Origin of the sequence: Nonomuraea sp. SBT364, assembly GCF_001083785.1 — a bacterium.
Taxonomy (GTDB): Bacteria; Actinomycetota; Actinomycetes; order Streptosporangiales; family Streptosporangiaceae; genus Nonomuraea.
The window spans coordinates 45,677-57,966 of the sequence record NZ_LAVL01000029.1; the positions used below are offsets into that span (position 1 = coordinate 45,677).

The window sequence follows — 12,290 nt, forward strand, 5'->3', positions numbered from 1 at the left end:
CATCCCGCCTGCGAGGGGCTCCTAACGAAAAGAACCCCTCGCACACCCGCCAGAGCCCGCTTATCCTTGCTGCCTTCCGGCCCTGGGGAGGTTCACAGGATGACGCCGCGCGAGGGGTCCACGGACAGTCTAGCGGGATGCGGCAGTGCTCGCTCCACGGAAATCGTGGTCTTCACACGCCAGGAAGTCCGGTAAGCTCGTCGGCGGAGGATTCGCCTAGTGGCCGAGGGCGCACGCTTGGAAAGCGTGTAAAGGGCAACCTTTCAGGGGTTCAAATCCCCTATCCTCCGCCAGCTCAGAGGGGTCATGCCGCGATCAGCGGCATGACCCCTCTTGACGTTCCGTCTCATTTTCCGTCTCAGTTGGCCTCTTCCGGGGTGTCGGTGACTTCCGTTTCCGTCTCCCAGATCAGCCCACCGACTTGCTTGGCGACGGTCTGCCGGATGCCGTCCGTCACGTGCTGATACCGCGCCGCCATGCCCGAGGCCGACCATCCCATGATGGCCATGACGGTGCGCTCGGGTACGCCGAGGATGAGCAGCACCGTGGCGGCGGTGTGGCGAGCGTCGTGAAGGCGTCCGTCCCGTAGGCCGGCGGCCTTCAGCAGAGCCTTCCATTCGTGGTAGTCGCTGGAAGGGCTCACAGGCTGGCCGGTCGCGGTCGTGAAGACCCATCCGCCCTCTTGCCACAGTTGGCGGGCCGCTTCACGGTCCTTATCCTGCTCTGTCTTGTGTTTCCTGAGCAGAGCCACCAACTCATCGGGCAGGCCAATCACGCGCCGCCCCGCCTTCGACTTGGTGTCCGCCGTGTCCTCGTTGATCTGCCGTCGTGCCCGGCAGAAGCCTGGCTTTCGTCCACAGGGCTGGTCATCGCAGCCATGGGCGTACTTGGGCCGTTGACGACTTCGCCGGACTCTGAGAACGCCTTTGTCCAGGTTCACGTGTTCCCAGCGCAGACCGAGGGCTTCACCCTGCCGCAGGCCGAGGGCAAGCGCGATTCCCCACCGAGCGCTGTTTCTCGGCAAGGCGTCGGCGGCCTTGAACAGGCGCCGAATTTCTTCGATGTCGTACGGCTCTATCTCGGTGTCCGTGAGTACCGGCGCTTTGGCGAGCATCACCGGATTCTTGGTGAGATGGCCGCGCCGCACTGCCTCATTGAGGGCGGCGCGAATGGTTCGGTGGACATGGTGAGCCGTGCCGGCGGACCTGCCCGACCGCTGGATTTTGGCGTAGAGCTTTTCGAGGTGCTCAGGCTCCAGCTTGTCGAGACGGTGGGCACCGATGCCAGGGATGAGATGCTTTGTCACGTCCACCTTGTAGCCGGAATGCGTGCTCTCGCGAACGGCTGGTGGGACAGCGATGTTCTCGATCCAGTGCGTGAGCCACTTGGTTACCGTCCAGCGCTGGCCAGCCTTACGGACGCTGCCGCCGTCCCGTTGACGTTCCATTTCCCGTACGGCCTTGATGACCTCGGCTTCTGTCCGGCGCTCGATATGGCGGCGGTCAGGCTTGCCGTTGTCCTTGACGCCCACGGTTACACGCCCGTGCCATTTGCCGTCCTTGCCGAGGTAGATGCTCGATGCGCCGTTCGGCTTCCGCTTGCCCATGCTCACCTCCTCAAGCCGCGCCACGCTGAGCCGGGCAGTGAGCCCGGAGCGTGGACACGTAGTCGTGTAGGGACTCGACAGGGACACGGCGCAGGCGTCCGATGTAGACGGATTCGACGGCGCCGCTTGCAAGGAGCTGGTACATCTGCGTACGGCCGATTCGCAGCCGGCGCGCGGCTTCCTCCACCTTGAGCAGTAGGGCTTCCTCGGTCTCGGTCGGTACAACGGGGATGATTTGATCAACGCTCATGAGTCTGAATCTCCGTGTCCAGGAGCAGTTTTCTGAGGGGTATCCGTCCCATCCGTCCCAAGCTCATTTCCGCAGGTCAAGCCTGGGACGGGTAGAAAGGGTGGGACGGGTCAACCCGTCCCAGGCGCGGTTCCCGTCCCGCGCTGACCTGCGTTGACGAGGTTGGGACGGATGGGACGGGTATCCCTGGCGAACGGCACCACATCGCCCTCGGGAACGGGTTCAACGGTCGGGCAGTAACGGCCCCAGGCGTCCAGGAAATCGGCGCGCTGGTAGCCCTTGACCTGTCCAGTGGTGAACCGGATGTTGGCCGAACGGATCTCGTATTCGCCGAGCATGATGCCGAGCTTCCGGGGCGTCAGTCCGGCGGGGCCGTGCTCGTTCCATTCGGCCTCGGGATCGGCCTTGAGCCGTTCCAGGAGTACGGCGGTGGGCAGTGCGGTGTCGGTGCCGAACGCGGTGCGGCAGGCGGCCAGCAGGCGCACGCGCGCCGAGGTGTGGCCGTTGTCGTCGGCTTCGGCGGTCAGGGCCACGGCGGCGGCTCGGGCGCGGTCGGGCCATGTATCGCCGGCGTAGTCAGCGACGATGACCAGCGGCTCCCAGGTGTCGGCGGCGCGGTCTTCCACGGGCATGGCGGGTTCCGCCTGTTCCAGAGTGGCCAGGTCGGCGCGTAGCCACTGGTTGAGGTCGGCGGCCAGGTCGCGCAGGGGTGTGCGGTCGCGGCGGTGTCGGTAGGGAGCGGCGGTTTCGCCAGGGGCGCGCCGGCGCATCCGGACGACCACGGCGCGGTCTTCGATGGTGTCGGGCATCGCGCCGATACCGGCCAGCGCCGCCATGGCGAAGGTCGGGATGGACTCGACGCGGTTGGCGTTGGCGTCGTAGCGCTTGGCCGGCCGGTTGCGCTGGTGTCCGGCGTTGAGCAGGCCGCGGAGGTCTTCGTTGCCGTCCGCCTTGGGGCCGAAGATGGTGTCGGCCTCATCCACGAGCATGGTCGGCGGGTCGTCGGTGATGGAGCGGTAGACGGCGGCGCTGGAGGAGTTGACCGTGATGAACGGGTTGTGACAGGTGGCCTCCACGATGTCGAGTAGCCGGGACTTGCCGCAGCGCTTTTCCGGGCCGCGGATGACCAGGCGGGGCGCGTGCGCCCATGCGGGTTGGGCATGGGTGGCAGCGATCCACAAGGTGACCGCGTCAGTGGTTTCGGTGGTCGGCAGGATCACGTATCGGGTCATGGCGGCGCGGAGCTGGTTGAGCAGGGCCGCGCCGTTGGGTGTGCGGTGGTGCATGGTGTGGTCTCCCGAAGTCGGTTGACGGGCAGCGCAGAGACGGTTCATGCGGCGCGTATGCCGGCGTCGATGCCGTAGCTGATGACGGCGGCCAGCGCGCGCGGTGGGCGCGGGTCTCGGCTGTGGCTGTTGGCGGTCTCGGCGGCGGTTTGCAGGGCGTGTTCGACCAGGTCGCGGGGTAGCGCGCCGCGGGCGATGAGCTTGCCGAGTTTCCAGGCGGCCAGGTTGAGGGCGCGGTTGCGGCCTCCGTCCGGGGCGGTGGCCACGCGCTCTATCTCGCCGGTCAGGGCGGCGTGGCCGTAGGTGGTCAGCCGGCGGACGGGCAGGCCGGCCCGCAGCTCGGCGACCGTGCCCGTGGCGGGTTGTGACGGGGGCGGGGTGAGCGCGTCGGCCAGCCAGTCGGGTAGCGGTGCGGGTGGTTGGTCGCGGGTCAGGGTGTAGGGGCCGGTGCCGTCGCGGGCGGCCACGTAGCTGCCGGGTGCGACGACGTAGCCGCCGGCGCCGCGGGTATCGATGAGCCAGCCCAGACCCTTGCCGCGTGCTCCCGAGGTGTTGCCGAGATGGCGGCCGGGTGGGGCGGTGAAGTACAGGTGCAGGCCGCCGCGGCGGGTGGTCACGGTGCGGGTGTCGTCGGGGTAGGGCTGGCCGTGCTCGGCGCACAGATGGCGGAAGACCTGCTCACCGGATGCGATGCCACGTCGTACCCAGGCGGCGGGCGGGTGCTCGCCGGCCTTGGGCAGGTCCAGGTCGATGACCAGAAGGTCAGAGGGTCCGCAGGCGATGCCGACGTTGTAGGGGGCGCGCTGCCACCATGCGGCCAGTCGGTCGGGGTCGGTGGTGGCGTTGTGCTCCCAGTCGGTGAAGCCGCGGGCGGGGTACTTGCCGAGCGGTGTCACCGGAAAGACGTGCCAGCCGCGCCGGGCAGCGCTGACGACGGCAGTACGCAGATTGGGCATGGTTGAACCTCTCGTTCGCAAGGGTCACGTACTTGATCAGCAGGGACGCCCCCCAACTGGTGGCCTGGTGAGATAGGCGGCAGAGCCACCAGTTGGGGGGGCAGGTCATGCGCCAGAGAAAAATGTCGGTTAGCCCGACTACAGTTGGTGATCCACCCCCCAAGCCCGCGAGGAGACCAGCTGATGGAGCTCCGATCGCTCATCGGACGGATTGGCGAGACTTACGACCGGTCGCTCGGCATGTCGAGCGAGGCTCAGCGCCTGCTTCGGCAGGCCGGAACGGAGTTGCGTCAGTGGGTTCCGGCCGGTTACCTGCCAGTTGGCAGCGGTGGCAAAGGTGCGGCGGCGTTTGTGCCGTGGATCTCGGTGTTCGATCCTGACGAGACAGATACGGCCAGACATGGCATGTACGTCGTGTATCTGTTCGCGGAGGATATGCAGACGGTAGCCCTGAGTCTGAATCAGGGCGTAACTGAGCTCATCGACCGTTTCAAGACCGCGCGCGGACGCCAACTGTTGAAGCAGCAGGCGGATGCGATCAGAGGGGCCCTTCCCGCAGAAATCGCGCACGGGCTTGACACGACTATTGCGCTGGGTTCCAAGGCAGCTCTTCCGGTCCACTACGAATTCGGCAACATCCTGGCTACCACGTACAAACTCGCCGACCTGCCAAGCGAAATCACCATGGTAAAGGATCTACAGCGATTCATTCGGTTGTACGAAGAGGCTTTGGTCGCCCGTGAAGAGCTCCGGCAAACCCTGCCCGATGCGATTGTCACCACCGTCCAGAAGGAACCCGCTCTTTCCCGGGACAGGACGGCGGAGTTCAAGCCAAAGGATGAGGCTGATTACGTAGCGACGGTCAAGGCGCGCACTCTCGTCAAGAGCCGGAAACACGAACGAGTCGTCAGAGAGTACGGCGAGTACCTCATTTCGTTGGGGCTGGAGCCGAACACCGTGGTCCATCCGCGAGACATGACAGTCAAACTCGACAGTAACGAGTGGCTGATCGAGGTCAAGATGGTTCGGCGCGGCGATGCGGTTAGCGCAACTCGTGAGGCGATTGGTCAACTGTTGTGGTATCGCCACTTTCTCTATCCTGGCCAGACAGAGGCCGTCAGGATGCTCGCGGTCTTCAACGAAGATATCGGCGATGCGTGCGTTGAACTTCTAGAAACGTTGAACATCGCTAGCGTCTGGGCGGACGGCAATGTTTGGCGTGGTTCGAGGACTGCAAATACAGCACAGTTGTGCTCTTGAAACTCTGCGGCAGAGAATGCCCTCGGCTAAAGGCAGCTGCGCTAGCCGAGGGCGAGGATGGCGGGGTTCAGGCGGCTTCCTGGTCGGCGGCGATGTCACCGCGGCAGCTCCACGGAGAACAGCCGTCCACGGCGCCTTCTTCGGGGTCTTCGTCGGCGAAGAAATCGAACAGGTTGCCCTGGCGGCTGCTCCATTCGCGGCGGGTGACCTTGTCGATGGGCGCCTGATCGAGGGGTAGCAAGCTGCGGTGTAGGTAGGGCTTTTCCTTGATCCCGCGTAGCGGCATAGCGCGCAGGGCGCGGTCGAATTCGACGGCGTCGGCCCATTCCTCGGGGTGGTCGTCGCGCAGCTCTCGCCATTGCCGGTTGCCATGGAAGGGGCAGCCGATACAGGCGCTCTTGGGGGTGGATCCCCAGCCGGCGCGGCGGAGGTAGCGCAGGCAATCGCCGCGGGTCCAGCCGGTGACGTTGTCGGCGGAGCCCGGCAGGTCCAGCAGCGGGAAGGCGTTGCGCAGGTAACGCACACGGGCGTCCTTGGCGCGGTGGAATTCGTCGCGGCTGATGCCGACCCACTGTTCGGCGTAGACGTCGGCCGGAACTCGGCGGGGGTGCGGGTAGCCGAGGCGTTCGCGTATAGCCGCCTTGATCGGGGCGACCTTGTACTCTTCGGTGCATTGGCGTCGGACCATGGCGGCGCCGGAGCCGTGCCGGTTGCGGACGAAGACCGGCAGGCGTACGAACGCCCCTGGTGTGAGGGAGTCGTTGCGCAGGTCGCCGGTGATGCGCTGGGCGTTGCTGGTCGCCTGAACGCGAACGATGGGGATGTTGGCAGGGCGGGCGACTTCCCGTTCCAGGCGATCGAGGTGTTCGTAGACCGACCGGGGTTCCCATCCGGTGTCGGCGAAGATCGCGACATCGACCTTGGGTAGCCGGCCCGCGGCGGCGAGCATGAGCAGGGTAGTGGACTGCACACCGGCGCCGAGACTGAGCACACGCAGCGCGGGCGGGGAGGTGATGGTCATGAGGTCAGGTCCTTACGTGCTGGTCGGGCAGGTGGCCCCAGTGGGTGCCGAGAATGTCGGCGTCGGCCACGATGGGCACGCCTCGGAAGCTGGTCGTCATCGCGCCTTGAAGGTCGGCGCACAGGCGTTCGGCGTCGCGGGTGGTGGCCTGGATGATGACTTCGTCATGGACGAACAGCCACAGCTTGGCTTGCGGGTGGGCGGTGGCGAACCGGTAGACGGCGGCCAGCAGCAGGTCACGGGCGGTGGATTGCACCATGTAGTTGCCGTTGGCGTAGCCGCGGGCGGGGTCGGCGGGGATACGCCGGCCGCTCGGCGTGGTCACCACACTCTGTGAGGCAAGTGCCTTGGTGTAGGCGATCACGCGCGGATAGGTGGACTGCCACCGGTCGATGACCTGCCGGGCCACCTCGGGTGTGACGCCGGTCTGGTCGGCCAGCGCGGTCGCGCCGCCGCCGTACAGGGTGCCGAAGGTGCACCGCTTGGAGATGGTGCGTTGCTCTTTGGTGTAGCCGTCGCCGTACATCAGGGCGGCGGTGGCGTCGTGGATGTCGGTGCCGGAAGCGATCACCTGTTTCAGGGTCGGGTCGTTGGACAGGGCGGCGGCCACCCGTACCTCTACCTGCGAGAAGTCGCAGGAGATCAGCACGTGACCGGGGTCGGCGCGAAAGCAGTGCCGTAGCCGCGGGTCGTGCTTCTTGAGCGTCTGCAACGCCGGGCCGGTGATGGACATGCGAGCGGTCTTGGCGCGCAGGGTGTTGATCTGCGGGTGGACACGGCCGGCCGGATCGGCGGCGCGTAGGAACGCGGTCAGGTTGGCAATCAGGTTGGAGGTGCGGGCGACCGTCTGCCGCGCGGCCAGCAGGTCACGCACCGGGGCGGGCAGCGCGCCGGCGCCCCGTTCGGTGAGCGTGGTGAGGGTGTCGGCGGTGACCTTCAGGCGGCCGGTGGGGGTGCGCGGCAGGTCGGTGATGCCCGCCTCGGTGAGGTGGCCGTCCAGCCAGGAGGCGAACCGGGGTGAGCCGGCCGGGAAGCCGAGGGTCTGCGCTATGGCCGTCTCGGCGGCGTGGTGCTCGCGCTGGACCTGGTGCAGGAGGGCGGTGGTGTAGGGGCGGTCCAGCAGCAGGCCGCGGATGGTGATGCCGGTCGCGTGGGCGGCCAGCCATTGTTCCATCCGCACCAGGTGCGTGAAGTCGAGGCAGCCACGCAGCAGCACCGGCAGCAACCGGCGCACGTAGACGGCGTCCAACCCTGCGTACACCAGGTACGCCTCATCGCTGGTCGGCAGGTGGTTCCATCCCCAGATCTGCCAGGTGTGGCCGGCGCGGTGACCGATCGGGGCCAGGGCGCGCATCCGGGCGTGTAGGGCGGCCTCGGCTTGTTGTAGGCCGTCGTCGAGGTGGCGGCCGGTCAGCTCTTTGAGTCCGTGGCCGGCGCGCTCGTCGGGGTCGATCAGCTTGGAGAGCAGGTGCGTGTCGATGACGCGCTGCCCGAGCGCGATGCCGAAGGCCGACCAGACGGCCAGCGGATCGTAGGAGGTGTGGGTGACGAACCGGCGCGCGGGATCGGCCAGCGTCGCCCTGATCGCGGCGTGCTGGTCGGGGTCGGCGGGGTCGAGCACCCACGCCTCACGCGGGGAGCCGAATTGGACCAATCGCACGGTGAAGGCGGGCGTGAACTGGCGGGGACCTTTGTCGTCAATGGCGCTGGTCTCCACGTCCAGCCCCAGCATCGCCTCAGCGGCGCAGAAGCGGGCGAACGCGGCCGGCTCGAACGCGGCGGGCGGATGGACGGTCATGACGTGGCCGGCGTGCTCGCGTACGTAGCAGCCGGCCGGGGCGGCGGGTGGGGCGGTCATCGGGCCTCCACGGGGTGGCAGTGCGGGCAGGTCCACAGCACCGGCGCACTCGCCGGCAGCACGGTGGCGCGGTGGCAGGCCGGGCAGGTGGGCGGCCTCGGCGCGGGCAGCGCGGCGGCCAGCCAGCCGTAACCGTCGCCGGCCAGCGCGGCATCGTGGGCGGTGGGGTCGGCAGCGGCGAAGCGCACACCGGACACCGCAGCCTCGGCGCTGTCCGGCGCGACGGTGAACAGCGATGCCTGGTCGTCGGGTTCGGCGGTCAGAGTGGGTCGCGGCATGGGCACACGGGTCCTTCCTCAAGAGGGCGGGGGCGCCTCGGCGCGGCGACGGCGGCGGGTGAGAGCAGGCCGCGCCGTGCCGAGGCGTCAGGAACCGGGGCGGGTCAGAACGGCGGCTCGTCTCCGTCGCCGTTCCAGCCGTTGCCGCGCGCCGAGGCCGCCGCAGGGGTGGCGCCGGCCCACGGGTCGTCAAACCCGCCGGCCGACGCGCTGCCGGTGGAGGCGTTGCCGTTGCGGGTGGCCTGGCCGTTGCCGCGGGCGGCCTTGACCGGCCGGGCGGTGGCGAACCGCAGCGACGGGCCGACCTCGTCAACGGTCATCTCCATGACGGTGCGCTTGTCGGCGTCGCCGGTCTCGAACGTGCGCATGCGCAGCCGGCCCGAGGCGATGACGCGGGTTCCGCGGGTCAGGGACTCGGCGACGTGCTCGCCGAGGTCGCGCCACGCGCTACAACGCATGAACAGGACCTCTCCGTCTTCCCACTGCTCCACGCTCTTGTTGTAGGTGCGGGCGCTGGAGGCGATGGTGAAGCCGGCGACGGCGGCGCCGGTCTGGGTGAAGCGCAGTTCGGGGTCACCGGTCAGGTTGCCGATGATGGTGATCGTGGTCTCGCCGGACATGGCGGACTTCCTTTCAGGTTTTCGGGATCGGTGTTGGTTAGCGAGGCATCGCAGGTGGGGTGTCTGAGTACGCGCGCCGGTTCGACTCCCTGCCGGGGCCGGCGACGCGTACCGTCGTGCGTATGGCTGAGGAGAGCTACACCCCCGAGGACCTGGCGGAGTGGGAGCGGTCGGTGAACGTGTTGCGCGGTGCGCCGCGGGCGGACATGGCCGATGAGCGGCAGGCGTATGAGGCGACCGCGAATCTGTGCTCGGGATGGGGAGGTTGGATGGACATGCCCGAGCCGATCTCGAACGTCGTGCATCGCGCGGTCGAGGCGGGATATCTGCAAGCCCTGGCCGACGTGCGAGACGGGCGGGTGGACGGGCTCGGCGTACTGGATCGGGGTTAAGGGGTCGGCTGGATCAGCGGGTGCCGTCGTGGTGCAGGCGGCGTAGGTAGACGTAGAGCTGCCAGCCGAGGCGGGGCCGCATGCCGGTGCCCTCACAGGCGCGGCAGGTGTGGTTCTTGCCGCCGGGCGCGCACCGGCGGCAGACGCCCCACGGGGAGGCGTAGCACCAGCAGGCGTAACCGAGAGTGACTATCGGCAGGCAGACGACTAGCAGGGCGATGACGGTAGCCAAGATGGCCTCCAGGGCCGATTCCGGGGTTTGCGCAAGTCAGCTTCTAGACGCTAGATCGCTGGTAGACAGCGGTTTTCGGGTCTAGGGGAACCTCTAGACCTAGAGGGGCCTGCCTCTAGATCTAGAGGTGATCGGTGAGCTATGAAGCCGCCCCGGAACCCTGTCGCTTGTCACTCTCGGTGACGGCGTTGAAGATGTCGTCTCGGGCGATGCCGATGCGGTTGGCGCCCTTGCCGCCGCTCTCGGGAGTGCCCCACACCTGCATCGTCTTGATGCCGTAGGGCTTGAGTGCGGTGGTGAGTTGCGCCGTCTTGGCGCCGCCCTCCAGCGCGTCCCATGCGCCGTAGACGTCCGGCCGCAGTTCGGCCAGTCGGGCGATGACGACCTCGTTCCACACCTTGGCCTCGGACGCCCCGACCACTGCCAGGATGTCGGCCAGCAGGTCATAGCTCGGGGTGAGCTGTTCGGGCGTCTCGCCGAGGGCGTGACCCGACAGGGTGCCGGCGGCCTTGCGCAGCGCATAGGCGCGATCGGCGATGAGCTGGGTTTGCGGGGTGTCCAGGTAAGCCGACTTGACCACCTTGGGCATCGGGGTCGCGCCGATGAGGTAGCCGGTGCCGGCATCGCCGCCCTTGTCCGGAGGTCCGGGCACGAACATGGTGGCGCGGATGCCGTTCTTGTAGGCGGACGTGCCGAGGATCATGTCGTTCTCGGTCTGGCCGGCCACCCGCAGGCAGAACCGGATGGACACGTTCGCCGAGATGCCGGTGGGCAGGCTGTCCTTGTCCGGGCGCTGGGTGGCCAGGATCAGGATCACGCCGAGGGCGCGCCCCAACTTGATGATGAACTCGGCATCCTCACCCGCCTTTGCCCCGTACGTAGGGTGGGCGAACAGGTTCTGGCACTCGTCGAAGATGGCCACCAGCGGGTGCAACCCAAGGGAGCGCTTGTCTGCGATTTGCCGGGTGACCTTCTTGTCCGGGCACAGGTCCGGCGGCACCGTCTTGAGCGCTGCCGTGCGGCGCATGACCTCCTTGCGCAGCAGACTCAGCGAGTCGGCGGCGTAGGCGATGGCCTCGTCTTGGATGCCGGAGACGTAGCGGTGGCAGACCTTCTCGTACGGGTCGAGGTCGCCGGTGCCCTTCAGTTCGTGGAACCAGCCCTCGGCGGTCGGGTCGAGCATGACGCCGGCGGCCAGTTCGCGTACCGAGGCGGTCTTGCCCTGGCCGGGCAGGGAACCGATCAGCATGTTGTGCTCGATGAACGGCACGGTGACCAGCCGGCCGCGCGGGTCGTTGCCGAACGGGACGCCCTTGAACAGGTCGTGGGAGGTGGCCTTGAGCAGGGGCGATTTGACGATGGTCTTGGACAGGTCCTTGTCGCCTACCCACAGGATCAGTCGTCCCTCGTGGATGGAGGGGTCGCCCTCGGGCCAGATGCAGCCGAGCGGGCGGCGCAGCGCGCCGGACATCCGGTCGCGCTTGTCGAGGATGTCGCCTACGGTCACGCCGTAGGGCAGATCGATGTCGGCGCGCCAGCCGGGACCGTCGCGGGTGATGGGGGCCACGAACCGGATGGCCTCCTTCGGGTTCTTGGACATCGCCTGCGTGATGCCGGCGATGCCCAGGGAGGTCAGCGACCTGATCACGATGTCGCTGGTCAGTTTCTCCACGGTGGAGGCCAGCACGGCGCGCTCGATCAGCGGCCGGTCCGCGGGCTTGCCGAGGATGCCGAGGGCGGCCAGCGCCACCGCGAGGGCGCCCCACTGCACGGCGGTCGCCGCGACGGCCACGATGATGGCCGCGATCAGGAGCGTGACCAGCACCACCAGCATGACCGGCACACGCAGCCGGACGCGGGAATCGCGTTGCCGGGACAGCTTCAGGTACGCCTCGGGATCGGCCTTCTGCACGGCGGCGACCCGTACCGGTTCGCCTTCCAGGTCGAACGTCCAGCGCACCATGCCGCCGGCGAGCCTGGCCAGGCCGCGCGGGGAGCGGAAGGCCAGCCGGCCGGCGTACATCGGGGTACGGGTGAGCTGGTAGCCGGCCACGTGCGCGTAGTGCTTGCCCAGCCAGCCGAGGGTCTGCAACGCCTCGGTACGCGAGCGCAGCCACAGCGGCACGACGGGGCGGCGCGTGCGCACCTTGGCCTCCAGCTCGGCGCGCCAGTCGGAATCAACCTTGCCGGGCTGGTCAACCCGGATGACCTGCCCTTCCAGGGTCGGCCGGTCGGCGGCGGGGGCAGGACTGGACGGCTCCGGGTCGTCGGGTCGGTAGGGGTGGCGGCCGGCGCGGGCGGTGTCCAGGTGGACGATGTCCGCGCCCTTGCCGTCGCCGGCCTCGGCGTGCTCGGTGTGCTCGGAGTCGGGGGGCGCCGGCTGACCGTTCGTGAGCGGTTCCGGCTGGTCGGCGGGGATGGACGGGTCATGCGTCATGATGGGATCACCTCGTGTGCGATGCAGTGGGCGGGGTGGCAGGGTGCGGCCGGGTCTTGGCGGATGTGGCCGCACCCTGTGTGTTCGTGGGATG

Annotated in this window: 12 protein-coding genes, 1 tRNA gene and 1 other RNA gene; 3 read left to right on the forward strand and 11 right to left on the reverse strand. The window is 68.0% G+C overall.

What is annotated here, in order from left to right; translation table 11 throughout:
- Window positions 1–26: 26 nt before the first annotated feature.
- Window positions 27–122, reverse strand: an RNA gene (ffs, locus tag ADY59_RS47995) — signal recognition particle sRNA small type.
- A gap of 83 nt (window positions 123–205) precedes the next feature.
- On the opposite strand from ffs, the gene ADY59_RS16310 reads away from it, so the two are divergent.
- Window positions 206–293, forward strand: a tRNA-Ser gene (locus ADY59_RS16310).
- A 65-nt stretch (window positions 294–358) separates the two neighbouring features.
- Here ADY59_RS16310 and ADY59_RS16315 read toward each other — a convergent pair.
- The 4 genes from ADY59_RS16315 to ADY59_RS16330 form a co-directional block, all read right to left on the reverse strand.
- Window positions 359–1,606, reverse strand: a complete 1,248-nt coding sequence (locus ADY59_RS16315) for a tyrosine-type recombinase/integrase (protein ID WP_049562992.1) — start codon at window positions 1,604–1,606, stop codon at window positions 359–361.
- A 10-nt stretch (window positions 1,607–1,616) separates the two neighbouring features.
- A complete protein-coding gene (locus ADY59_RS53705) occupies window positions 1,617–1,856 on the reverse strand; it encodes a helix-turn-helix domain-containing protein (RefSeq protein ID WP_049562994.1) in 240 nt (79 codons plus the stop codon).
- Between the two features lie 110 nt (window positions 1,857–1,966).
- Complete coding sequence (locus ADY59_RS16325) at window positions 1,967–3,142, reverse strand: DUF3631 domain-containing protein (protein ID WP_053174811.1); 1,176 nt, start codon at window positions 3,140–3,142, stop codon at window positions 1,967–1,969.
- Between the two features lie 44 nt (window positions 3,143–3,186).
- On the reverse strand, window positions 3,187–4,098 hold the full coding sequence (locus ADY59_RS16330) for a bifunctional DNA primase/polymerase (RefSeq protein ID WP_049562995.1): 912 nt from the start codon (window positions 4,096–4,098) through the stop codon (window positions 3,187–3,189).
- Window positions 4,099–4,281: 183 nt separating this feature from the next.
- On the opposite strand from ADY59_RS16330, the gene ADY59_RS16335 reads away from it, so the two are divergent.
- Window positions 4,282–5,358 carry an MrcB family domain-containing protein gene (locus ADY59_RS16335; protein ID WP_049562996.1) on the forward strand — a complete coding sequence of 359 codons (1,077 nt, stop codon included), beginning with the start codon at window positions 4,282–4,284 and terminating at the stop codon, window positions 5,356–5,358.
- Window positions 5,359–5,425: 67 nt separating this feature from the next.
- Here the strand turns inward: ADY59_RS16335 and ADY59_RS16340 are convergent, their stop codons facing one another.
- From ADY59_RS16340 to ADY59_RS16355, 4 genes are all read right to left on the reverse strand, one after another.
- Window positions 5,426–6,379, reverse strand: coding sequence for a hypothetical protein (locus tag ADY59_RS16340; RefSeq protein WP_082310145.1), 954 nt, complete (start codon window positions 6,377–6,379; stop codon window positions 5,426–5,428).
- A gap of 4 nt (window positions 6,380–6,383) precedes the next feature.
- Window positions 6,384–8,237, reverse strand: coding sequence for a DNA polymerase (locus ADY59_RS16345; RefSeq protein ID WP_049562998.1), 1,854 nt, complete (start codon window positions 8,235–8,237; stop codon window positions 6,384–6,386).
- The gene (locus ADY59_RS16350; RefSeq protein ID WP_049562999.1) at window positions 8,234–8,515 is read right to left on the reverse strand and encodes a hypothetical protein; all 282 of its coding nucleotides are present in this window, start codon (window positions 8,513–8,515) and stop codon (window positions 8,234–8,236) included. The genes ADY59_RS16345 and ADY59_RS16350 overlap by 4 nt, the downstream gene beginning before the upstream one ends.
- A 104-nt stretch (window positions 8,516–8,619) precedes the next feature.
- Window positions 8,620–9,135, reverse strand: a complete 516-nt coding sequence (locus ADY59_RS16355; RefSeq protein WP_049563000.1) for a single-stranded DNA-binding protein — start codon at window positions 9,133–9,135, stop codon at window positions 8,620–8,622.
- 122 nt (window positions 9,136–9,257) lie between these two features.
- On the opposite strand from ADY59_RS16355, the gene ADY59_RS16360 reads away from it, so the two are divergent.
- Complete coding sequence (locus ADY59_RS16360) at window positions 9,258–9,527, forward strand: hypothetical protein (RefSeq protein ID WP_156325538.1); 270 nt, start codon at window positions 9,258–9,260, stop codon at window positions 9,525–9,527.
- A gap of 13 nt (window positions 9,528–9,540) precedes the next feature.
- Here ADY59_RS16360 and ADY59_RS16365 read toward each other — a convergent pair whose 3' ends face one another.
- Entirely contained in the window at window positions 9,541–9,759 is a 219-nt protein-coding gene (locus ADY59_RS16365; RefSeq protein ID WP_049563003.1) for a hypothetical protein, read from the reverse strand.
- 139 nt (window positions 9,760–9,898) lie between these two features.
- A complete protein-coding gene (locus ADY59_RS16370) occupies window positions 9,899–12,196 on the reverse strand; it encodes a hypothetical protein (RefSeq protein WP_053174816.1) in 2,298 nt (765 codons plus the stop codon).
- Between the last annotated feature and the right edge of the window lie 94 nt (window positions 12,197–12,290).